Annotated in this window: 22 protein-coding genes; 16 read left to right on the top strand and 6 right to left on the bottom strand. The window is 63.9% G+C overall.

Features of this window, described 5'->3' with window-relative positions; all coding sequences use genetic code 11:
* Positions 1-79: 79 nt before the first annotated feature.
* The gene (locus AC0L3J_RS06140; protein WP_473346388.1) at positions 80-451 is read right to left on the bottom strand and encodes a tRNA-binding protein; all 372 of its coding nucleotides are present in this window, start codon (positions 449-451) and stop codon (positions 80-82) included.
* Between the two features lie 105 nt (positions 452-556).
* On the opposite strand from AC0L3J_RS06140, the gene AC0L3J_RS06135 reads away from it, so the two are divergent.
* A complete protein-coding gene (locus AC0L3J_RS06135) occupies positions 557-946 on the top strand; it encodes an ArsC family reductase (protein WP_473346387.1) in 390 nt (129 codons plus the stop codon).
* Between the two features lie 3 nt (positions 947-949).
* On the opposite strand, the gene AC0L3J_RS06130 is transcribed toward AC0L3J_RS06135, so the two are convergent.
* Positions 950-1,633, bottom strand: a complete 684-nt coding sequence (locus tag AC0L3J_RS06130) for a PAS domain-containing protein (protein ID WP_473346386.1) — start codon at positions 1,631-1,633, stop codon at positions 950-952.
* A gap of 335 nt (positions 1,634-1,968) precedes the next feature.
* Between AC0L3J_RS06130 and AC0L3J_RS06125 the strand changes: the two genes are divergently transcribed.
* The 7 genes from AC0L3J_RS06125 (at position 1,969) to AC0L3J_RS06095 (ending at position 8,452) form a co-directional block, all read left to right on the top strand.
* Positions 1,969-2,724: an ABC transporter ATP-binding protein gene (locus AC0L3J_RS06125; protein ID WP_018459153.1), complete on the top strand. Its 756-nt coding sequence runs from the start codon at positions 1,969-1,971 to the stop codon at positions 2,722-2,724.
* Positions 2,717-3,463, top strand: coding sequence for an ABC transporter ATP-binding protein (locus AC0L3J_RS06120; protein WP_473346385.1), 747 nt, complete (start codon positions 2,717-2,719; stop codon positions 3,461-3,463). The genes AC0L3J_RS06125 and AC0L3J_RS06120 overlap by 8 nt, the downstream gene beginning before the upstream one ends.
* Before the next feature lie 33 nt (positions 3,464-3,496).
* Positions 3,497-4,720 carry an ABC transporter substrate-binding protein gene (locus AC0L3J_RS06115; protein WP_027517482.1) on the top strand — a complete coding sequence of 408 codons (1,224 nt, stop codon included), beginning with the start codon at positions 3,497-3,499 and terminating at the stop codon, positions 4,718-4,720.
* 72 nt (positions 4,721-4,792) lie between these two features.
* Positions 4,793-5,656, top strand: a complete 864-nt coding sequence (locus tag AC0L3J_RS06110) for a branched-chain amino acid ABC transporter permease (protein ID WP_007609236.1) — start codon at positions 4,793-4,795, stop codon at positions 5,654-5,656.
* A 1-nt stretch (position 5,657) separates the two neighbouring features.
* Positions 5,658-6,626: a branched-chain amino acid ABC transporter permease gene (locus AC0L3J_RS06105; RefSeq protein WP_027517484.1), complete on the top strand. Its 969-nt coding sequence runs from the start codon at positions 5,658-5,660 to the stop codon at positions 6,624-6,626.
* A gap of 158 nt (positions 6,627-6,784) precedes the next feature.
* A complete protein-coding gene (locus AC0L3J_RS06100) occupies positions 6,785-7,429 on the top strand; it encodes a DUF47 domain-containing protein (RefSeq protein ID WP_027517485.1) in 645 nt (214 codons plus the stop codon).
* Between the two features lie 15 nt (positions 7,430-7,444).
* Positions 7,445-8,452, top strand: coding sequence for an inorganic phosphate transporter (locus AC0L3J_RS06095; protein WP_007609242.1), 1,008 nt, complete (start codon positions 7,445-7,447; stop codon positions 8,450-8,452).
* Here the strand turns inward: AC0L3J_RS06095 and sugE are convergent.
* Positions 8,445-8,759: a quaternary ammonium compound efflux SMR transporter SugE gene (gene sugE, locus AC0L3J_RS06090; protein WP_007609247.1), complete on the bottom strand. Its 315-nt coding sequence runs from the start codon at positions 8,757-8,759 to the stop codon at positions 8,445-8,447. The genes AC0L3J_RS06095 and sugE overlap by 8 nt on opposite strands.
* A gap of 169 nt (positions 8,760-8,928) precedes the next feature.
* On the opposite strand from sugE, the gene AC0L3J_RS06085 reads away from it, so the two are divergent.
* From AC0L3J_RS06085 to AC0L3J_RS06050, 8 genes are all read left to right on the top strand, one after another.
* Positions 8,929-10,548: a peptide chain release factor 3 gene (locus AC0L3J_RS06085; RefSeq protein WP_473346383.1), complete on the top strand. Its 1,620-nt coding sequence runs from the start codon at positions 8,929-8,931 to the stop codon at positions 10,546-10,548.
* Between the two features lie 228 nt (positions 10,549-10,776).
* Entirely contained in the window at positions 10,777-11,355 is a 579-nt protein-coding gene (locus tag AC0L3J_RS06080) for a hypothetical protein (protein ID WP_473346382.1), read from the top strand.
* Positions 11,356-11,426: 71 nt separating this feature from the next.
* Positions 11,427-12,011 carry an NnrU family protein gene (locus AC0L3J_RS06075; RefSeq protein ID WP_473346381.1) on the top strand — a complete coding sequence of 195 codons (585 nt, stop codon included), beginning with the start codon at positions 11,427-11,429 and terminating at the stop codon, positions 12,009-12,011.
* Between the two features lie 79 nt (positions 12,012-12,090).
* Positions 12,091-13,683 carry a class I adenylate-forming enzyme family protein gene (locus AC0L3J_RS06070; protein WP_473346380.1) on the top strand — a complete coding sequence of 531 codons (1,593 nt, stop codon included), beginning with the start codon at positions 12,091-12,093 and terminating at the stop codon, positions 13,681-13,683.
* A 168-nt stretch (positions 13,684-13,851) separates the two neighbouring features.
* On the top strand, positions 13,852-14,505 hold the full coding sequence (locus AC0L3J_RS06065) for a tetratricopeptide repeat protein (RefSeq protein WP_473346379.1): 654 nt from the start codon (positions 13,852-13,854) through the stop codon (positions 14,503-14,505).
* A gap of 28 nt (positions 14,506-14,533) precedes the next feature.
* Positions 14,534-15,082 carry a hypothetical protein gene (locus tag AC0L3J_RS06060; protein WP_247360563.1) on the top strand — a complete coding sequence of 183 codons (549 nt, stop codon included), beginning with the start codon at positions 14,534-14,536 and terminating at the stop codon, positions 15,080-15,082.
* A 104-nt stretch (positions 15,083-15,186) separates the two neighbouring features.
* A complete protein-coding gene (gene der / locus AC0L3J_RS06055) occupies positions 15,187-16,569 on the top strand; it encodes a ribosome biogenesis GTPase Der (RefSeq protein ID WP_027569641.1) in 1,383 nt (460 codons plus the stop codon).
* Positions 16,566-17,822 (top strand): TCR/Tet family MFS transporter, encoded by a 1,257-nt coding sequence (locus AC0L3J_RS06050; RefSeq protein WP_473346378.1) that lies wholly within the window; start codon positions 16,566-16,568, stop codon positions 17,820-17,822. Before der ends, AC0L3J_RS06050 begins: the two co-directional genes overlap by 4 nt.
* A 112-nt stretch (positions 17,823-17,934) precedes the next feature.
* On the opposite strand, the gene AC0L3J_RS06045 is transcribed toward AC0L3J_RS06050, so the two are convergent.
* From AC0L3J_RS06045 to AC0L3J_RS06035, 3 genes are all read right to left on the bottom strand, one after another.
* Complete coding sequence (locus tag AC0L3J_RS06045) at positions 17,935-19,161, bottom strand: ABC transporter substrate-binding protein (RefSeq protein WP_456764680.1); 1,227 nt, start codon at positions 19,159-19,161, stop codon at positions 17,935-17,937.
* A gap of 169 nt (positions 19,162-19,330) precedes the next feature.
* A complete protein-coding gene (locus tag AC0L3J_RS06040) occupies positions 19,331-20,479 on the bottom strand; it encodes an NHL repeat-containing protein (RefSeq protein WP_473346377.1) in 1,149 nt (382 codons plus the stop codon).
* A 77-nt stretch (positions 20,480-20,556) separates the two neighbouring features.
* Complete coding sequence (locus tag AC0L3J_RS06035) at positions 20,557-21,297, bottom strand: SDR family NAD(P)-dependent oxidoreductase (protein ID WP_473346375.1); 741 nt, start codon at positions 21,295-21,297, stop codon at positions 20,557-20,559.
* Between the last annotated feature and the right edge of the window lie 2 nt (positions 21,298-21,299).

Here is a 21,299-nt window from a genome sequence, read left to right as displayed (position 1 = left end):
CCCGGACCGGGAAACAGGCGGAGCAAATCGGTAAGGAGCGCCGCCGGTGGCCTGAAAACCGCCCCTCGATCGCGCGGTGCTAGAACAGCCGTCCGCCGTTCGGCACGGGCTTGCTCGGCTGCACCAGCACGACCTTGCCGCTGGCATCGGGGAAACCGAGGGTCAGCACCTCCGAGACAACAGGGCCGATCTGGCGCGGCGGGAAATTCACGACCGCGGCCACCTGTTGGCCCACCAGCGTTTCAAGCGGATGGTTTTCGGTGATCTGCGCCGAGCTCTTGCGCACGCCGATCGCGGGACCGAAGTCGATCCACAGACGCCATGCCGGCTTCCGCGCTTCCGGGAACGGCTTTGCATCGACGATGGTGCCGACGCGGATATCGACCGCGAGGAAGGTGTCGAAGTCGATGGTCGGCGACGCAGTCGCCGCTGGATCATGAGTGACGTGCATGGAGTGTCCGTTCGAAGAGCTGGCATCATTCGCAATATTGTCGTGCGAACTGGAGTTGCGTACAACGCCGGAGCATTACGCTGCGACGCATGCGCGAGGACTGTCTTGCCCAACATCATCTACGGCATCAAGAACTGCGACACCATGAAGAAGGCGCGCGCCTGGCTCGACACCCACGGTGTCGCCTACGCGTTCCACGACTACAAGGCGGCGGGGGTGGAGAAGGACAAGCTCAAGCAGTGGAGCGACAAGGTCGGTTGGGAAACGCTGCTCAATCGCGCCGGAACGACCTTCAAGAAGCTGCCCGATGCCGACAAGGAAGGCCTTTCGGAGAAAAAGGCGCTGGCGTTGATGCTAGCGCAACCATCAATGATCAAGCGGCCGGTGTTGGAAGTCGGCAGCAAGCTGCTGGTCGGCTTCAAGCCGGACGTCTATGCCAAGGAAGTCACGACCAAGGAAGTCACGACCAAGGAAGCCGCAGCCAAATCGCGCTGAGCGCTAGTTCAGCTCGATGATCTCGGTGGGAACACCGGAGCCCTGCTGGTCCGCGAACTCGACCAGCTCGGCGGGCGCGATGCGGCCGGGGGTGCGATGGAACAGGTCGCGGTCGATCACCGCGCGCAATCTCGAGCGCGGCAGCGCGTCATTTCCGCGCATCAGATTCTTGATCTCGAAGCCGCCGTCCTCGCAGAAGGTCTTGAGCGACGCGATGATGTGACAGACCTTGCCGTCGGTCTGGAACGGCAGCAGCAGGCGCTCATAGGCGACAATACGGCCGTAGATGTCATCGACATCGGCAACGCTGTAGACAGGCAGCCCGCGCGCCACGCATTCATGATAGACCGGCATCACCAGGGGCGCGAGACGCGGTCCGATATAGTCGTCGAGCAGGGCGCCCTTGCCGGTGTGTCCATAGGCGCGCGAGATGCGCGTACCTTCGCTCTGAATGGTCAGACGCGGCGTCGGCGTCGAGATGTCCACCGTATAATAGATCAGATCGGAGAGCTCTTCCTCGAGCCGAGCAGGCTGGTACTCCCAGATCGCCGGGGCCGTCCGCTGGCGCGCATAGAGCCGCAGCCACGTGTTCAGGAGATCACGCTGCCTGATCGATTTCACCACGGAAGGAGCGGCGCTTGCAAAATCCAAGACAATATTCCCGGCGAATAGAAATTCCGGACGCATGAAACCCGCGCATGATCCTCGCTGCGGGAAAATTTTCCATGAAGGCTGGCGCATGGAACGAAAGACCGTTAACGACGGCTTGATGACCGGCGCTTTGCGAACCGGGAAGCCGGGCAGGCGCGACATCAAAACACGTCCGACTAAGGGAGCATAAGTCTCCCGGCCGGAGGCCTGACCTGCTCAGCTTTCCGCCTTGCCTAACCCCCGTCACCTCCGGCATATTCCGCGCCCGGAGGCGGCGTTCCGGATAGGCTCCAGGGAGTGGCTCCAAGGCCTCCGGAAAGCCGAAGCAACAAGGATAGCCACGCGCGTTGTGCGGGCAGGGGGAAAACTGTTTGGCCGATGAGTTCATTCTCGAAACGGAAGGCTTGACCAAGGAGTTCGCGGGCTTCTTCGCCGTCCGCGACGTTGCGCTCAAGGTTCGCCGTGGGAGCATTCACGCGTTGATCGGCCCGAACGGCGCCGGCAAGACAACGTGCTTCAATCTTTTGACCAAGTTCCTCAAACCGTCTGCCGGAAAAATCCTGTACAAGGGGCAGGACATCACCGCGATGGCGCCCGCCGATGTGGCCCGCCTGGGGCTGGTTCGCTCGTTCCAGATCTCGGCGGTATTCCCCCATCTCACCGCGCTGGAAAACGTCCGCGTCGCGCTTCAGCGCCAGCACGGCAGCTCCTTCGATTTCTGGCGCTCAAAGTCCGTGCTCAACCAGTTCAACGATCGCGCGCGCGAGCTGTTGAACGATGTCGGCCTCAGCGAGTTTTCCAATACGCCCGCGGTCGAGATGCCCTACGGGCGCAAGCGCGCACTGGAGATCGCAACCACGCTCGCGCTCGACCCCGAGATGATGCTGCTGGACGAGCCGATGGCCGGCATGGGCCACGAGGACATCGACAAGATCGCGGCGCTGATCAAGCGCATCTCCGCGAAATACACCATCCTGATGGTCGAGCATAATCTGAGCGTCGTGGCCAATCTCTCCGACATCATCACCGTGTTGACGCGCGGACAGGTGCTCGCGCAGGGCCATTACAGCGAGCTCACCAAGGACGAACGCGTCAAGGAAGCCTATCTGGGAGCCGGTCATGGTTGAGACGGCAACGGCGGACGCTCCCGCAAAGACCGCGAGCGGCGGCAACCTGCTCCAGGTCCGCAACCTGGAAGCCTGGTACGGCGAGTCCCACATCCTGCACGGGATCAACTTCGACGTGAACGCGGGCGAGGTCGTCACCCTGCTCGGGCGCAACGGCGCCGGCAAGACCACCACGCTGAAGTCGATCATGGGCATCATCGGCAAGCGCACCGGCTCGGTGAAGTTCAACAACCAGGACATCATTCGTACGACCTCGGACAAGATCGCGCGGATGGGAATCGCGTTCTGCCCGGAGGAGCGTGGAATTTTCGCCAGCCTTGATGTGCGGGAGAACCTGCTGTTGCCACCGGTGGTGCGTCCCGGCGGATTGCCGCTCGAGCAGATCTTCGATCTGTTTCCGAACCTGAAGGAACGGCTCAACAGCCAGGGAACCAAGCTCTCCGGCGGCGAGCAGCAGATGCTCGCGATCGCGCGCATCCTGCGCACCGGCGCGAACTTCCTGATGCTGGACGAGCCGACCGAGGGTCTCGCGCCCGTCATCATCCAGCAGATCGGCCACACCATCGCGCGGCTCAAGAAGGAGGGTTTTACGATCCTCCTGGTCGAGCAGAACTTCCGGTTCGCATCCACGGTCGCCGACCGCTATTACGTGGTCGAGCACGGCAAGATCATTGACGGATTTTCCAATGCGGAGCTTGCCGCCAACATGGACAAGCTCCACACCTATCTCGGTGTCTAGAACTGCCAACAAAAAGATTCATAGGGAAGTAGCATGATGACAAAGTCGATTGCGTCGTTTCTGCTCGGCACGGCGCTGGCCGTGACCGCCACCGGTGCAGCTTTCGCGCAGGACAAGACCGTCAAGATCGGCGCGCTTTCCGATCAGTCCGGGCTCTATGCCGACCTCGGCGGACCGGGCTCGACGCTGGCCGCGCAGATGGCCATCGAAGATTCCGGCCTGGCTGCGAAGGGCTGGAAGATCGACATCATCTCCGGCGATCACCAGAACAAGCCCGACATCGGCACCGCGATCGCGCGGCAATGGTTCGACGTCGACAAGGTCGACGTCATCGTCGACGTGCCGAATTCCGGCGTGGCGCTCGCGGTCAACAACGTCATCAAGGAAAAGAACGGCGTCTATATCAACTCGGGCGCGGCGACCTCGGATTTGACCAACGCGCAGTGCTCGCCCAACACGGTGCACTGGACCTACGACACCTACATGCTGGCCCACACCACCGGCCAGGCGCTGGTGAAGGCCGGCGGCGACACCTGGTTCTTCCTGACCGCGGACTACGCCTTCGGCGCGGCGCTGGAGCGCGACACCACCGCTGTCGTGACCGCAAATGGCGGCAAGGTGGTCGGCGGCGTCAAGCACCCGCTGAACACGCCGGATTTCTCGTCCTTCCTGCTGCAGGCGCAGGCCTCCAAGGCCAAGATCATCGGCCTTGCCAATGCCGGCGGCGACACCACCAACACGATCAAGCAGGCGGCCGAGTTCGGCATCGTCAAGGGCGGCCAGAAGCTCGCGGCGCTGCTGCTGTTCCTCACCGACGTCAAGGCGATCGGGCTCGAGACCGCACAGGGCCTCAACTTCACCGAGACCTTCTACTGGGACATGAACGACCAGACCCGGGCGTTCTCGAAGCGCTTCGCCGAGAAGATGAAGAACAACGCGCCGCCCACCATGGTGCAGGCCGGCGTCTATGCGGGCGTGCGTCACTATTTCAAGGCACTGGAAGCGCTCGGCGGCAACCCGCATGACGGCGCCAAGGTCGTCGAGAAAATGAAGTCGATGCCGACGGAAGACGATCTGTTCGGCAAGGGCGAGATCCAGCCCAACGGCCGCACCATCCACAATGCCTATCTGTTCGAGGTGAAGAAGCCCTCCGAGTCCAAGGGACCGTGGGATTTCTACAAGCTGGTCGGCACCGTGCCGGGCGACCAGGCCTTCACGCCGCTGTCCGAGAGCAAGTGCGCGCTGTTGAAGAAGTAACATAACCGCCCGCAGGCCATCAGGCCTGCGGGCGACTTTCAGGGAACGCCGAAGGGACCGGGTGCGGGATCGATGCAGGCTCTTTACGCTCAGCTATTGGTGGGACTGATCAACGGCTCGTTCTACGCGCTGCTCAGTCTCGGGCTTGCCGTGATCTTCGGCATGCTCAACATCATCAATTTCGCCCATGGCGCGCTCTACATGATGGGCGCGTTCGTCGCCTACTTCCTGCTGAACATCGGCGGCATCAACTATTGGTGGGCGTTGCTGCTTGCCCCGATCATCGTCGGCATCTTCGGCATGATCCTGGAACGGACCATGCTGCAATGGCTGACGGGGCTCGATCATCTCTACGGCCTGCTGCTGACCTTCGGCATAGCGCTGATCGTGCAGGGCGTGTTCCAGAATTATTTCGGCTCCTCTGGCATGCCTTACGCCATTCCGGACCAGCTCAAGGGCGGCATGAATCTCGGCTTCATGTTCCTGCCCATCTATCGCGGCTGGGTCGTCATCTTCTCGCTGGTGGTCTGCATCGCGACCTGGTTCCTGATCGAGAAGACGCGTCTCGGCGCCTATTTGCGTGCCGCGACCGAAAACCCGACGCTGGTGCGCGCCTTCGGCGTCAACGTGCCGCGCATGATCACGCTGACTTATGGTTTGGGTGTCGGCCTGGCCGCGCTCGCCGGCGTGCTCTCGGCGCCGATCAACCAGGTGCGGCCGCTGATGGGCGCCGACCTCATCATCGTGGTGTTCGCGGTGGTCGTGATCGGCGGCATGGGATCGATCATGGGCTCCATCATCACCGGCTTTGCGCTCGGTGTGATCGAGGGCATGACCAAATATTTCTACCCCGAGGCCTCCAACACCGTCGTGTTCGTGCTGATGGTGCTGGTGCTCTTGGTGAAGCCAACGGGATTGACGGGAAGGGCGGCCTGATATGACAGCCTTGACGGACGACACGCTGCCGGTAACCCCGCGCACGATCCGCGACGAGATGATCGTGTTCGTGGTGATGGCGCTGCTGTTGGCTTCGGTGCCATTCACGGGAGTCTACCCGTTCTTCGTGATGCAGGCGCTGTGCTTCGCGCTGCTCGCCTGCGCCTTCAACCTGCTGATCGGCTACGGCGGTTTGCTGTCCTTCGGCCATGCGATGTTCCTGGGCACGGCCGGCTATTGCAGCGCGCATGCGCTGAAGGTGTGGGCGTTGCCGCCGGAGCTCGGCATCCTCGTCGGGGTCGCCGGTGCTTTCGTGCTCTCGCTCATCACGGGCTATATCTCGATCCGCCGCCAGGGCATCTATTTCTCGATGATCACGCTGGCGCTGTCGCAGCTTCTGTACTTCATCTACCTCCAGGCCCCGTTCACCCATGGTGAAGATGGCATCCAGGGCATTCCGCAGGGACGCATGTTCGGCGTCTTCGATCTGACCAAGCCGACCGTGCTCTACTACGTCGTGCTGGTCGGTTTCCTTGCCGGCTTCCTGCTGATCTTCCGCATCATCAATTCGCCGTTCGGCGAGGTCCTCAAGGCAATCCGCGAGAACGAGCCGCGCGCGATCTCGCTGGGTTACCGCACCGATCAGTACAAGTTCCTGGCGTTCGTCCTGTCGGGCACGCTGGCCGGCTTTGCCGGTGCGCTGAAAGTCTTCGTGGCGCAGAACGCCTCGCTCACGGACGTGCACTGGTCGATGTCGGGCGAAGTCGTGCTGATGACGCTGGTCGGCGGACTCGGAACCGTGTTCGGTCCCGTGGTCGGTGCCTTCGTGATCATCGCCATGCAGCAATATCTGGCGGGGTTCGGCCAGTGGGTGACCGTGATCCAGGGCTCGATCTTCGTGATCTGCGTGCTGACCTTCCGCCGCGGCGTCATCGGCGAAATCGCGCATTACTTCCGACGGTCGCTGTAAGTCATTGATATAATGGAAGATGTGTTGACGCGCGAAAGCGGTGGATGATCCGGCTCCACGGGCGTGAGGTGGCACGCGCGTGGATCGAAAATGGTCTATGACAGTTTCATGACGGCCCGCTTGGGCCAGGCCATCATCCAACCGGTAGTCTCTCTCCCATGATGCGATTGTTTCGCGCTTTCCTGCCCAAGGAAGAACGGTTCTTCGACCTGTTCGACCGCCACGCCCAGACCGTGATCCAGGGCTCGATCGCGCTCCAGAGCATGCTCAACGGGGGCGAGGAGACGCCGGTCTATTGCCAGCGCGTCAACCAGTTCGAGAACGATGCCGACAACATCACCCGTGAGGTGCTGACGGCGGTGCGCCGTACCTTCATCACCCCGTTCGACCGCGGCGACATCAAGAACCTGATCACCTCGATGGACGACGCCATCGACCAGATGCAGCAGACCGCCAAGGCCGTGATGCTGTTCGAGGTCCGCAGCTTCGAGCCGCCGATGCGGGAGATCGGCGGCCTTCTGATCGAATGCGCCAATCTGGTCGGCCGTGCGCTGCCGTTGATGCAGAAGATCGGCCAGAACGTGGCCATGCTGACCGCGATCACGGAAGAGCTGGGCAAGCTGGAAGGCCGCGTCGACGATCTCCATGATATCGGGCTGAAGGAACTGTTCCTCAAGCATCGCAACGGCAACGCGATGGATTTCATCGTCGGCGCAGAGATCTACGACCATCTCGAGAAGGTCGCCGACCGCTTCGACGACGTCGCGAACGAGATCAACAGCATCGTCATCGAGCAAGTTTAGGGCAGGGGCCACGCCGTGGATGTTGCGTTGGGTCTTCCCGTCCTGGTCGGATTGATCGCCGTCGCGCTGCTGTTCGATTTCCTGAATGGCCTGCACGACGCCGCCAATTCGATCGCGACCATCGTCTCGACCCGCGTGCTGCGGCCGCAATACGCGGTGTTCTGGGCTGCGTTCTTCAATTTCGTCGCCTTCATGGTGTTCGGGCTGCACGTCGCCCAGACCATCGGCACCGGTATCATCGATCCCGCGATCGTGGATGCCCAGGTGATCTTCGCCGCGCTGGTCGGCGCCATCGTCTGGAACCTGGTGACATGGGCGCTCGGCATCCCATCGTCCTCGTCTCATGCATTGATCGGCGGCTTGTTTGGTGCCGGTGTGGCCAAAGCGGGCCTTTCGGCAGCGGTCTGGAGCGGATTGTCCAAGACGGTGATCGCCATCGTGCTGTCTCCGCTCGTCGGCTTCCTGCTCGCGATGGTGCTGGTTGCGATCGTCTCCTGGGCCTCGGTGCGCTCCACGCCCTTTGCCGTCGATCGCGCCTTCCGCATCCTGCAATTCGCCTCCGCCTCGCTCTATTCGCTCGGCCATGGCGGCAACGACGCGCAGAAGACCATGGGCATCATCGCCGTGCTGCTCTATTCGCAGGGCCAGCTCGGCGGCGAATTCTTCGTCCCCTTCTGGGTGGTGCTCTCGTGCCAGGCCGCGATGGCGATGGGGACGCTGATGGGCGGCTGGCGCATCGTCCGCACCATGGGCCTGCGCATCACCAAGCTGACCCCGATGCAGGGCTTTTGCGCCGAGACCGGCGGTGCCGCGACCCTATTCATGGCGACCTTCCTCGGCGTTCCCGTCTCGACCACCCACACCATCACCGGCGCCATCGTCGGCGTTGGCGCCGCTCGCCGCCTCTCGGCGGTGCGCTGGAACGTCGCCAGCTCGATCGTCTATGCCTGGGTGATCACGATGCCGGCCTCGGCCATCGTCGCCGCGCTGAGCTGGTGGGCGGTCAAGATCTTCCTCAGGTAACCAGCTTCAGTCCGACAATCCCGGCGACGATCAGCCCGATGCTGGCGAGGCGGAACGCGGTGGCCGGCTCGCCGAACAGGATGATGCCGAGTGTCGCGGTACCGACCGCGCCGATACCGGTCCAGACTGCATAAGCGGTTCCAATCGGCAGCGATTTGAGGGCGAGCCCGAGCAGGATGATGCTGCCGGCCATGGCGCCGAGCGTGAGAACTGACGGAACGAGCTTGCTGAACCCCTCGGTATATTTGAGGCCAATCGCCCAGGAGACCTCCAGCAGACCGGCGACGAACAGGATGCTCCAGGCCATGACGACCCTCCATTCAAGGCAGGGTCGTCCCCGCGACTGGTGTGCTGACAGGAACGGAAGGCCGTCCCTCCCAACCTGATCTTGGGCCCGATATGGGGCTGGCCGGAAGGCTCCGCAATCACCAGATGAGGCTTGATCAGGCCCATTTTCCCTGCCAAACGCTGCCGCAATGTCCGAGATCGCCACCACAGCCGAATCGACGGCCCGTTCCTCGCTTGCCGCTGAAGTGTCGCGGCGGCGGACCTTTGCCATCATCTCGCATCCGGACGCCGGCAAGACCACGCTGACCGAAAAGCTGCTGCTGTTCGGCGGCGCCATCAATCTGGCCGGCCAGGTCAAGGCCAAGGGCGAGCGGCGCAACACGCGTTCGGACTGGATGAAGATCGAGCGCGAGCGCGGCATCTCTGTCGTGACCTCGGTCATGACCTTCGAGTTCGAGGGCCTCGTTTTCAACCTGCTGGACACGCCGGGCCACGAGGACTTTTCGGAAGACACCTATCGCACGCTCACGGCGGTCGATTCCGCCGTCATGGTGATCGACGCCGCCAAGGGCATCGAGGCGCGTACCCGAAAGCTGTTCGAGGTGTGTCGTCTTCGCGACATCCCGATCATCACCTTCATCAACAAGATGGATCGCGAGAGCCGCGACGTGTTCGAGCTCCTGGACGAGATCGAGAAGACCCTGGCGCTCGATACCACGCCGATGACCTGGCCTGTCGGCCGCGGCCGTGAGTTCCTCGGCACCTACGACGTCGTCAATGGCGGCGTGCGCCTGCTCGAAGGCGGCGGCGCCAAGACCGGCGCGGCGCAGCAGATCGAGATCGCCGAGCTCGCCAAGCTCAACGCCAATCTCGACGTGTCGGCGGTCAAGGACGAGCTCGAGCTCGTCACCGCGGCTTCAAAACCGTTCGAGCTCGAAGCGTTTCGCGAGGGCCATCTGACGCCGGTTTATTTCGGCAGCGCGCTGCGCAATTTCGGCGTCGGCGACCTGCTGCAAGGGCTCGGCAAGTTCGCGCCCGAGCCGCGCGCGCAGGAGAGCGACCAGCGCAAGGTCGAAGCCACCGACCCGCGCATGAGCGCCTTCGTGTTCAAGATCCAGGCCAATATGGATCCCAACCACCGTGACCGCATCGCCTTCGCCCGCCTTTGCTCCGGCAAGCTGAGCCGCGGCATGAAGGCGAAGCTCGTGCGCACCGGCAAGAGCATGCCGCTGTCGAGCCCGCAATTCTTTTTCGCGCAGGACCGTTCGGTTGCGGACGAGGCCTATGCCGGCGACGTCGTCGGCATTCCCAATCACGGCACGCTGCGCATCGGCGACACGCTGACCGACGGTGAGGATTTCAACTTCGTCGGCGTGCCGAGTTTCGCGCCGGAAATCGTCCGCCGCGTGCGTCTCACCGATGCGATGAAAGCGAAGAAGCTGAAGGAAGCGCTTCAGCAGATGTCGGAAGAGGGCGTTGTGCAGGTGTTCCGTCCGCGCGATGGCGCACCCGCGTTGGTCGGCGTCGTCGGCGCACTGCAGCTCGACGTGCTCAAGGCGCGGCTGGATGCGGAATATTCCCTGCCGGTCGAATTCGAAGTCAGCGAGTTCCAGCTCGCACGCTGGGTCTCCTCGGAGGATCGCAAGAAGCTCGATACCTTCATCGCGGCCAACACTTCGAGCATCGCCGATGATGTCGACGGCGATCCCGTCTATCTGGCGCGGAACGAGTTCTATCTCGGCTACACCAGGGAACGGGCCGAAGGCATCGAGTTCACCAACGTCAAGGACGTCAAGAAGAAGGGGTAGGGGCGTAGCTCAGTCCGCTCCTCACCCTCCGCTGTCATGCCCCGCGCAGGCGGGGCATCCAGTACGCCGCAGCCTCTCGGCTCAATCACAATCGCCTCTGGGATACTGGGTCGTCCGGTCACGCCGGACGACGACACCGTGGGTAAACGCGAGCACGTGAACGCGAAATGGCTTGAAGCCGCATCAAGTCCTACCAATTTGAATGTGGTCGCCCGTTTGGTGCTCCCGATGTTGCGCGCAATCCTCGTGCTGTTCCTGACCGTCTTTGCCGTGATCGCCGCCGATGCGCGGCCGCGACAAATCAACCCAATTCCGTTTTCGCACGAACCGTGCAGCGTCCTCGATGGCCGACCCTGCACGCCATCCTATTGCAGCCCGCTCGAGCCTGGTCCCTGTATTCCCGAGATCGACTATCCCTACGGCCAGAACCTCCAGCTCACGATCCAAAGCGTGCCGGCGGAGGCCGATCGCGCCAAATACCAAAAGCCGGATCACGATCTCGATACGATCGGTGATCTCTTCGCCGAGCTGCGCAGCTGCTGGTCGCCGCCATCGGACAATGCGCGCGCGGGCATGCAGATGGCCGTGCGTTTCAGCTTCAACAAATCGGGCGGCCTGATCGGCCCGCCGCGCCTGACCTATGCGACCGCGGGCGTGCCCGCCGAGACGAGAGCCACCTATCTCAATGCGATCAATTCATCGTTGAACGCCTGCCTGCCGCTGAAATTCACCGCCGGTCTTGGCGGTGCCCTCGCCGGGCGGCCGATCGCGATCCGGTATGTCGACAATCGCGAGATCGGCAAGTAGCGCATCAGTTGCGACCCGCGGCCAATCGATGATACGCCATGGGCTGGGGCGCTGGTTGAGGGGAGAATCTCGTGGGTCTGCTGGTTATGATCCTGGGGCTTGCGCTGTTTTTTGCGGCGCATGTGTTTACGACGAAACGCGATGCACGCGCGCAGGCCATCGCGAGACTGGGTGAGGGGACCTACAAGATCCTCTATTCGCTTGCCTCGCTCGCGGGGCTCGCACTGATCATCTGGGGCTTCGCGCATTATCGCGCGACCGGCTGGATCGACGTCTGGTATCCGCCGAAGGCGCTGAAGCACATCACGCTCGCGCTGATGCTGCCCGCTGTCATCCTGGTGGTTGCGTCCTATCTGCGCGGCCGCATCTATGCGACGCTGAAGCATCCGATGCTGGCCGGCATCAAGCTGTGGGCGGCGGCGCATCTTCTGGCCAATGGCGATCTCGGCTCCATCATCCTGTTCGGCTCCTTCCTGGGCTGGTCGGTGTATGATCGCATCACGCTGAAGCGTCGGACCGATGGTGGCGGTCCGCCGATTCCGGTCGGCGGCGTCACCAACGACCTGATCGCGGTCGTGGTTGGAATCGTCGCTTATCTGGCGCTGGCGTTTGCGTTCCATCCCGTCGTGATCGGCGTTCCCGTGATGGGCGGATAGCCGATCAGCACAAGACAGGACTGCATGCCCATGCGCGGAAGGTGACAAGGTAACAAGAGCAACAAGCCAAGGCATTCCGATGGACTGGTCGCATTCTCAGATCCCGCCGATGCGGATGGAGGCGCGCTTCGGCGATCGGGTCGTACCGGCATTTTGCGATCAGCCGTCGAGCCTGTGGGCGATGATTGCGGACGCCTGCGCCCGCAATCCCGACGGCGAAGCGCTGATCTCAGGCCATGTCCGGCTGAGCTGGCGGCAGGCCGCGGAGGCGGCTGCGCGGATCGCGGCGGGATTTCGCAAGCTCGGATTGCAGCGCGGCGATCGTGTCGCGATCCTGCTCGGCAACCGCATCGAATTCCCGCTGCTGCTGTTTGCTGCCGCGCATGAGGGGCTCGTCACGGTGCTGCTCAGCACGCGCCAGCAGAAGCCGGAAATCGCCTATGTGCTAGCCGACTGCGGCGCCAAAATCCTGATCCACGAGGCCGCGATCGCGGCGCGTCTGCCGGATGCGCTAGACGTGCCCGATGTGATCCACCGCATCGCCGTCGACGACGATCCGGCTTTGTCGCGTTTCGCGGTGCTGGCAGACAACGTCCCGGCCGCGGCGCCGGTCGAGACCAGCGAGGAGGACACCGCGATGATCCTCTACACCTCGGGCACGACAGGCAAGCCAAAGGGTGCGATGCTGGCCCATTGCAACATCGTCCATTCCTCGATGATCTTCGTGTCCTGCCTGCAATTGACGGCGGTCGACCGTTCGATCGCGGCGGTGCCGCTGGGCCACGTCACCGGCGTCGTCGCCAACATCACGACGATGATCTGCTGCGGTGGCGCGCTGATCATCATGCCGGAGTTCAAAGCCGGCGAATATCTCAAGCTCGCCGCGCGCGAGCGCGTCACCTACACGGTCATGGTGCCGGCGATGTACAATCTGTGCCTGCTCCAGCCCGATTTCGAGAGCTACGATCTGTCGAGCTGGCGCATCGGCGGCTTTGGTGGCGCACCGATGCCGGTCGCCACCATCGAGAAACTCAAGGCGATCATTCCCGGCCTCGAGCTGGCGAATTGCTACGGTGCGACGGAGACCACGTCGCCGTCCACGATCATGCCGGGCAGGTTGACAGCAAGCCATATCGACAGCGTCGGCCTGTCGTGTCCGGGTGCGCGCATCCTGGCGATGGGGGCGGACGGGCGTGAGCTGCCGCCTGGGGAAATCGGCGAGCTCTGGATCCAGAGTGCCTCCGTCATCAAGGGCTACTGGAACAATCCAAAAGCCACGGCCGAAAGCTTCACCAGCGGGTTCTGGCATTCCGGCGATCTCGGCTCGGTCGATGTGGAGGGATTTGTCCGGGTGTTCGACCGGCAGAAGGACATGATCAATCGCGGCGGCCTGAAGATCTATTCGGCCGAGGTCGAATCCGTGCTGGCCGGCCACCCGGCGGTGGTCGAGAGCGCGATCGTCGCCAAGACCTGCCCGGTGCTGGGCGAGCGTGTCCACGCTGTGGTGGTGGCGCGCGCACCGGTGGACAGTGAGGCCTTGCGCGCTTGGTGTGCGGAGCGGCTGTCCGACTACAAGGTTCCGGAGACCATGGTGATCACCGCGGAGCCCTTGCCGCGCAATGCCAACGGCAAGGTGCTGAAGCGGCAGCTGCGGGAGCTGTTGGGAGCCTGACCCGGGAGATGCTCTCTCCGGGCTGTTCCGGGTGGTTAACGCCTTGATCGGGCTCGCTTTGCCTTGCCACCGCCATATCGTTAGGGTACCCCGCCGCCACGTGGGGGACGGGATTCCTGACGCGAACGCTTTGGCGCGCGCACCCGGACGGGCATGGGATTAGCATAAGTGTCTGAATTATTTGACGAAGTCGACGAGGAAGTACGTCGCGAACAGCTCAAGAAGCTGTGGGACAAGTATTCGATCGTTTTCATCGCCCTGATGGTGCTGATCGTCGCCGCCGTGGGTGGCTGGCGCGCTTACCAGTATGTGGAGGCCAAGAAGGCTGCCGAGGCCGGTGCGGCCTTCGAGAAGGCCGCCGAGCTGTCCGAGCAGGACAAGCATGCGGAGGCCGAGGCGGCCTTCACCGAGCTCGCTGCCAAGGCTCCATCGGGCTATCGCACCCTGGCGCGGCTGCGTGCTGCGGCCGAGGCGGCGGCTCGCGATCCCAAGGCGGGCGCCAAGCTGTATGACGACATCGCCGCCGACCGCAGCACAGGCGGTGAGTGGCAGGATCTGGCAAAGATCCGCGCCGCCGGTCTCCTGCTCGACAGCGCCGGCTATGCCGACATGCAGCAGCGGCTGGACGCCTCCACCGCGCCCAAATCGACATTCCGTCATACGGCCCGCGAGATGCTGGCGCTGTCGGCCTGGCGCAACAACGACATGACTGCGGCCCGCAAATGGCTCGATGCGATTGCCGAGGACGGCGAAACGCCGCCCGGCCTGCGCTCACGCGCCGAGGCGCTGCAGGCCCTGCTGCCGCCCGTCGCCAAAAGCTGACGGTCCAGAGCTGAGACGAGATACCGATATGCGCCGCACGCCACGCTTGATCGCAGCCGCCGTCCTGATCGCCTTCACGGGCGTGCTGGGCGGTTGCTCCAGCTTCGATCCGAGCGACATGCTCGACTTCCTCGATACCAAGAAGAAGCTGCCGGGCGACCGCAAGCCGGTGTTCCCGGAAGGCGTGCCGGGCCTCGAGCAGGGCGTTCCGAAGGACATGTACAAGGGCGCGCAGCAACAGCCCGATCCGAACGGACCCGCCGTCGCGGCTCTGCCCACCGAGCCTGCGCCCGAGCCGAAGCCGGCGAAGGGTGCCAAGGCGAAAAAGACCAGGCAGCCGGCCAGTGCGGCCGTCGCGCCGGCTGGGGCGCCCGCCGGCGAAGTCGATGGCGAGGCCCAGCCCGAGGCCGCGCCGCCCGCGGCCACTCCGCCGCCCAGGCAGAAGATCGTGCGCAAGCGCACCACCGCGCCGCCGCCCGATCAGCCTGTCCAGCAGGCGCAACCGACCCAGACCACCCAGCAGCAAACGCAGGGCGCCTTCCCGGCACCGATGCCGAGCGGCAGCTTCTCGCGCTAGAGCATGATCCGGAAAAGTGTGAAGCGGTTTTCCGAAAAGATCATGCTCAAACAATTGTCTTCATTTCATTGACAGGCGCGGCTCCGGCAGCGCACGAATGACCCATGTCCTTTAAAATTGCCATTATCGGCCGACCCAATGTCGGCAAGTCGACGCTGTTCAACCGCCTGGTCGGGCAGAAGCTCGCGCTTGTCGATGACCTGCCGGGCGTCACCCGCGATCGCCGCGAGGGCGAGGCCAGGCTCGGCGATCTCGACTTCACGATCATCGACACCGCCGGCCTCGATGAAGGTGCCAAGGGCTCGCTGACCGCCCGCATGCAGGAGCAGACGGAGGCCGCGATCGCACAGGCCGACGCGCTGTTCTTCGTGATCGATGCCCGCATGGGCCTCACACCCAACGATCGCGCCTTCGCCGATTTCGCCCGCAAGGCCAATAAGCCGGTGCTGCTCGTCGCCAACAAGAGCGAAGGCAAGCATGGCGATGCCGGCGCGATGGAGGCTTTCGCGCTCGGCCTCGGCGATCCCATCCAGATCTCGGCCGAGCACGGCGAGGGCATGGGCGAGCTCTACGACGCTCTGCGCCCGCTGATGCCGGAGCCGGTGGAGGAGGATGAGTTCGAAGACGACGAGCCGCTGACCGAGGAAGAGGCCGCCACGCGCCCGATCCGGGTCGCGATCGTCGGCCGGCCGAACGCCGGCAAGTCGACGATGATCAATCATCTGCTCGGCGAGGAGCGTCTGCTGACGAGCCCGGAGGCCGGCACCACGCGCGATTCCATTGCGGTCGAGATCAACTGGAAGGGCCGCGAGTTTCGCGTGTTCGATACCGCAGGTCTGCGCCGGCGCTCGCGGATCGAGGAGAAGCTCGAGAAGCTCTCGGTCGCCGACGCACTGCGCGCGGTGCGCTTTGCCGAAGTCGTCGTGATGATGATGGACGCGCAGAACCGTTTCGAGGAGCAGGATCTTCGCATCGCCGACCTGATCGAGCGCGAGGGTCGTGCCGTCGTGCTCGCCGTCAACAAATGGGACCTGATGGAGAGCAAAGGCGGCGGCGCGATCTCGAATCTGCGCCGCGACGCCGATCACTTGCTGCCGCAGATCAAGGGCGTGCCGATCGTCGCTGTCTCCGGCTTGATGGGCGAAGGCATCGATCGATTGATGCAGGCGATCCAGGATGCCTATGCGCTTTGGAACAGGCGTGTGTCGACGGCGGCGCTGAACCGCTGGTTCGAGGAGGCGGTCCAGGCCAATCCGCCGCCGGCCGTGTCCGGACGACGACTCAAGCTGAACTACATCACGCAGACCAAGGCGCGCCCGCCGAGCTTCGTGCTGTTCTGCTCGCGTGCGGACGCGGTGCCGCAGTCCTATCTGCGTTATCTCACCAATTCGCTGCGTGAGGCCTTCGAGCTGCCGGGCACACCGGTGCGTATCACCCTGCGTGAGAAGGCTAACCCGTTCGCCCACAAGCGCAAGCGGCCGTCGTGAGCAACGACGCCGGCGAGGCGATGGCGCAGGGCGCAGCGCCAGTCCGGCGCGGTGCGGTCGCCTTCATCTTCGTCACCATCCTGCTCGACATGCTCGCGCTCGGCGTGATCATGCCGATCCTGCCAAAACTGATCGAGAGCTTCGTCGACAACGACACGGCGCATGCAGCCCGCATCTTCGGCCTGTTCGGGACCGCCTGGGCGCTGATGCAGTTCGTGTTCTCGCCGGTGCTCGGCGCGCTGTCGGATCGCTTCGGGCGGCGGCCGGTGGTGCTGCTGTCGAATTTCGGGCTCGCGGCCGATTATGTGCTGATGGCGCTGGCGCCGTCGCTGGTCTGGCTGTTCGTCGGCCGCGTCATCTCGGGCATCACCTCGGCCAGCATCTCGACCGCCTTTGCCTATATCGCCGACATCACGCCGCCGGAGCGGCGCGCGGCGGTGTTCGGCAGGATTGGCGCTGCGTTCGGCGCCGGCTTCGTGCTGGGCCCGGCGCTGGGCGGCCTGCTCGGCGATATCGATCCGCGCCTGCCGTTCTGGGCCTCGGCGGCCTTGAGCTTTGCCAATGCGCTCTATGGGCTCTTCGTCCTGCCGGAATCGCTGGCGCCGGACAAGCGCGCGCCGTTCCGCTGGAGGAGCGCCAATCCGCTCGGCGCGCTCCGCCTGCTGCGTTCCAATGCGGTGCTCGCTGCGTTGTCCGTCGTCAACTTCATTGCGCAGGTCGCGCATGTCGTGTTGCCCTCGACCTTCGTGCTCTACGCGACCTATCGCTACGGCTGGGATTCGAAAACCGTGGGATTGACGCTGGCGATGGTCGGCGTCTGCGCCATGGTGGTGCAGGGGCTCGCGATCGGCCCGATCGTGCGCGTGCTCGGCGAGCGCAACGCCTTGTTGCTCGGCCTGTGCTGTGGTGCGATCGGCTTCGTGATCTTCGGCGCGGCGCCGACCGGGCCGCTGTTCTGGATCGGCATTCCCGTGATGTCGCTGTGGGGCATTTCGGGCGCCGCCATGCAATCGCTGATGACGCGGCTGGTCGCGCCCGATCAGCAGGGCCAGTTGCAGGGCGCGACCGCGAGCGTGCAGAGCGTGTCGCAGCTCGTCGGCCCGTTCCTGTTCACGCTGACGTTTTCATATTTCATCGGCGCCAGCGCGCCGTGGCAGCTGCCCGGCGCGCCATTCCTGCTCGCGGCGGTGTTGATGGTGGCGTGCGTGGCGATCGCGGTGCGGGCGCTGGGCGCCGCGAGATCAGAACCGTAGGGCGGATTAGCGAAGCGTAATCCGCCACCTTGTCCGACGCGCGAGAAGAGGTGGGTTACGCCCTGCGGACTGCGCTTTGCGCAGCCGCAGAGCTAACCCACCCTACGACTTCTTACTTCTTCACCAGCGGGCACTCGCTGTCCTTGAGCGGCTTGGCCGCATCTTCCGCCGGGATGGTCGCGACCAGCTTGTAATAGTCCCACGGTCCCTTCGATTCTTCCGGCTTCTTCACCTCGAACAGGAAGGCGGGAATGATCCGGCGGCCGTCCTCGCGGAGCGGGCCCTTGCCGAACAGCGGATCGTCGGTCGGTAGCTCCTTCATCTTGGCGACGACCTTGGCGCCGTCATGCGGATTGCCGCCGAGGGCGTCCATCGCCTTCAGAAGATGCAGCACGGCAGCATAATTGCCGGCCTGCGTCATCGAGGGCATCGCCTTGTTGGCGACCTTGTCCTGGAAGCGCTTCGAGAAGGCGCGCGTGCCTTCGTTGAGATCCCAGTAGAAAGATTCTGTGAAGGTCAGGCCGTGCGCGGTCTTCAGACCGAGCGAGTGGACGTCGTTGATGAACAGCAACAGCGCGGCGAGCTTCTGGCCGCCTTCGACGATGCCGAACTCGGCCGCCTGCTTGATCGAGTTGGTGGTGTCACCGCCGGCATTGGCAAGACCGACGATCTTCGCCTTCGAGTTCTGCGCCTGCAGCAGGAAGGAGGAGAAATCCGACGTGTTGAGCGGATGCTTGACGCCGCCGAGCACCTTGCCGCCGTTCGCGGTGACGACCGCGCTGGTGTCACGCTCGAGCGCGGCACCGAAGGCGTAGTCGGCGGTCAGGAAGAACCAGCTGTCGCCGCCGGCCTTGGTCAGCGCCTTGCCGGTGCCGTTGGCGAGCATGTAGGTGTCGTAAGTATAGGAAATGGTGTTGGCGTTGCAGGCCTTGCCGGTGAGGTCGGCACTGGCGCCGCCATTGTTGAGCAGGACCGCATTCTTTTCCTTGACGACGTTGCTGACGGCCAGCGCCACGCCGGAGTTCGGAGTGTCGGCGATCACATCGACCTTCTGGGTGTCGATCCACTGCCGCGCGATGTTCACACCGACGTCCGGCTTGTTCTGGTGGTCGCCGCTGATCACCTCGATCTTCCAGCCCTTGGCGCGAAGACCGGAATCTTCCACCGCCATGTTGACCGCCGCCACGGCGCCGGGGCCGCCGATGTCGGCATAGAGGCTGGACATGTCGTTGAGCACGCCGATCGTGACCGACTTGTCCTGAGCGAAGGCGGATGTGGCAAAACCGAAGGCGGCACAGGCCAGAAGGGCCGCAGAGCGGCGCGCGAACGTCGTCGTCATAAAAGGTTTCCTCCATTGTCAAACATGCGGACGGCTCTCTTGAACGGAGCCCTGTTCCGGCTGATGGCTCTACCGTGTCCCACGGCCGGCGGCAATGCGCCTAAAGCCGGATGACGCTGCGTCGCAGCGTCATCCCTCCGTTAACTTTTGGGCAAAATGCGTCGAGACGCTATTTCAGCGCGTCCGATGTCAGCTTGAATTTCTGGATGCGCTTTCCGGTGTCGACCTCGGCGGTATAGACGTTACCCTTGGCGTCGATCGCCATGGCATGCACCCAGTGGAATTGTCCGGCATTGCGGCCGTTGTGCCCGAAGCTGCCGACCACGCCGCCGTCCTCGCGCCTGATCACCCTGATCTCGTTGTTCTCGCCGTCGGCGCTGAGCAGCCAGGTCTGCTTCGGATCGGGCCAGATCGCGATGTCCCACACCGCGCCGTTGCCGAGCGTGTTCTTCTCGAAGAAGAATTCCTTCACGAAGCTGCCGTCCGTCTTGAACACCTGGATGCGGTTGTTGATGCGGTCGCAGACGTAGACGAGACCGTCATTGGCGAGCTTCACGCAGTGGACGGGATTACCGAACTGCTGGGACACCGGCGCCTTGGGATCGTACGCCGCCTGCTTGGTGTCATCAGGCTTGTTGCCGTAGGCGCCCCAGTGCCGCTTGTAGGCGAGGGTGGTTGCGTCGAACACGATGACGCGGCGGTTGCCATAGCCGTCGGCGACGTAGATCTCGTTGGCGGCCTTGTCGATCGCGGTCTCGGCGGGCTTGCCGAGCTGCGTCGTGTCGTTGCTGCCGAGGCTCGGCGCGATCTTGCCGATCTGGGCGACGAACTTGCCGTCGAGCGTGAATTTCAGGATCGCGTTGTCGTTGTCGGCATTGCCGCCGACCCAGACGAAGCCGCGCTCGTCGACCTCGATGCCGTGCTCGCGGCCGACCCATTCATAGCCTTCGCCCGCGCCGCCCCACGATCGCAGCAGATTGCCGTCGCTGTCGAATTCGAGCACCGGCGGCGCCGAGACGCAGCATTTGGAACGCGGCGGGGTGAGGCTCGCGCCTTTCTCGTCGTCGGTGAGCGAGCGCGGACGATGGATCACCCAGATGTGGCCCTGCCAGTCGACGGTGATGCCGCCGACCTGGCCGAGGATCCAGTTGTTCGGCAACGGCTTCGGCCAGGACGCATCGACCGCGAAGGTCGGGACGTCGCCGGCGATCGCCGCGCCCGGAAGCGCAAACGCGATAGCCGCGATCAGGGCGGAGAGGACGCGAGAAACATTTGCGAGCGCACGCTTAAAGCCTGCGCGATTCCGCCATGGCGCCATGGCAACCTCCCTTTTTGGCCTGCAGCTTGCTGCCGCTTGAGCGCGGGCAGTCAATCGCGGGGAGGCCGTCAAGTCAATCAGGCCGGCGAGCGGAAGCTCATCAGGCTGCGGGTCTTGTAGTCGTAGAATTTGCCGGTCTCGGTCCAATCGGGCGCGCACATCGGCACGATGAATTCGGCGACCTGCTCGGCTGTATCGAGCGTCGCCGGATCCTCGCCCGGCATCAGCGTCGCGCGCATCCGGGTGCGGACGGGGCCCGGATTGAACAAATTGACGCGCAGCTTCGTGTTCGCGGTCTCCTGCGCCCAGGCGCGCGCCAGCGTTTCCAGCGCCGCCTTGGAGGCAGCGTAGGGGCTGACATAGGCGGTCGCCTTGTTGGCCGCGCCGGAAGTGATGAACACCGCGCGGCCGGCGTCGGACTGCTTCAGCAGCGGCTCCATGCAGCGGATCAGCTGGAAGTTCGCGGCGACGTTGACCGCCATCACGTCGGTGAAGGCCTTCAGCTCGATATGGCCGATCGGCGAGGAGGGGCCGAGCACGCCGGCATTGCCGACGAGGATGTCGAGCTTGCCGTAACGCTCATGCAGGCCGGCGCCGAGCCGCGCGATGCCGTCGGAATCGGTGAGGTTGACCGGCACCAGCGTTGTGGTGCCGCCGTCCTTGCGGATCTCGTCGTCGAGTTCTTCCAGCCCGCCCTGCGTGCGCGCCACGGCGACGATATGCGCGCCGGCCTTCGCCAGCGCCTTTGCCGTGGCGAAGCCGATGCCGCGCGAGGCGCCGGTGACGAGAGCGATGCGATTGGCGAGGGGTTTTGTCATTG

Source organism: Bradyrhizobium sp. Kon37 (assembly GCF_055807535.1).
Note: the sequence above shows the minus strand (reverse complement) of the source record. Positions and strands in the feature narration are given on the sequence as shown.

What these genes read in the sequence shown, in the direction of transcription:
- AC0L3J_RS06080 (WP_473346382.1), top strand. Translation starts at nt 10,777, where the DNA reads ATGTTGCGCGCAATCCTCGTGCTGTTCCTGACCGTCTTTGCCGTGATC.
- AC0L3J_RS06100 (WP_027517485.1), top strand. Translation starts at nt 6,785, where the DNA reads ATGATGCGATTGTTTCGCGCTTTCCTGCCCAAGGAAGAACGGTTCTTC.
- sugE (WP_007609247.1), bottom strand. Translation starts at nt 8,759, where the DNA reads ATGGCCTGGAGCATCCTGTTCGTCGCCGGTCTGCTGGAGGTCTCCTGG.
- AC0L3J_RS06045 (WP_456764680.1), bottom strand. Translation starts at nt 19,161, where the DNA reads ATGACGACGACGTTCGCGCGCCGCTCTGCGGCCCTTCTGGCCTGTGCC.
- AC0L3J_RS06105 (WP_027517484.1), top strand. Translation starts at nt 5,658, where the DNA reads ATGACAGCCTTGACGGACGACACGCTGCCGGTAACCCCGCGCACGATC.
- AC0L3J_RS06035 (WP_473346375.1), bottom strand. Translation starts at nt 21,297, where the DNA reads ATGACAAAACCCCTCGCCAATCGCATCGCTCTCGTCACCGGCGCCTCG.
- AC0L3J_RS06140 (WP_473346388.1), bottom strand. Translation starts at nt 451, where the DNA reads ATGCACGTCACTCATGATCCAGCGGCGACTGCGTCGCCGACCATCGAC.
- AC0L3J_RS06110 (WP_007609236.1), top strand. Translation starts at nt 4,793, where the DNA reads ATGCAGGCTCTTTACGCTCAGCTATTGGTGGGACTGATCAACGGCTCG.
- AC0L3J_RS06060 (WP_247360563.1), top strand. Translation starts at nt 14,534, where the DNA reads ATGCGCCGCACGCCACGCTTGATCGCAGCCGCCGTCCTGATCGCCTTC.
- AC0L3J_RS06120 (WP_473346385.1), top strand. Translation starts at nt 2,717, where the DNA reads ATGGTTGAGACGGCAACGGCGGACGCTCCCGCAAAGACCGCGAGCGGC.
- AC0L3J_RS06040 (WP_473346377.1), bottom strand. Translation starts at nt 20,479, where the DNA reads ATGGCGCCATGGCGGAATCGCGCAGGCTTTAAGCGTGCGCTCGCAAAT.
- AC0L3J_RS06070 (WP_473346380.1), top strand. Translation starts at nt 12,091, where the DNA reads ATGGACTGGTCGCATTCTCAGATCCCGCCGATGCGGATGGAGGCGCGC.
- AC0L3J_RS06130 (WP_473346386.1), bottom strand. Translation starts at nt 1,633, where the DNA reads ATGCGTCCGGAATTTCTATTCGCCGGGAATATTGTCTTGGATTTTGCA.
- AC0L3J_RS06085 (WP_473346383.1), top strand. Translation starts at nt 8,929, where the DNA reads ATGTCCGAGATCGCCACCACAGCCGAATCGACGGCCCGTTCCTCGCTT.
- AC0L3J_RS06115 (WP_027517482.1), top strand. Translation starts at nt 3,497, where the DNA reads ATGATGACAAAGTCGATTGCGTCGTTTCTGCTCGGCACGGCGCTGGCC.
- der (WP_027569641.1), top strand. Translation starts at nt 15,187, where the DNA reads ATGTCCTTTAAAATTGCCATTATCGGCCGACCCAATGTCGGCAAGTCG.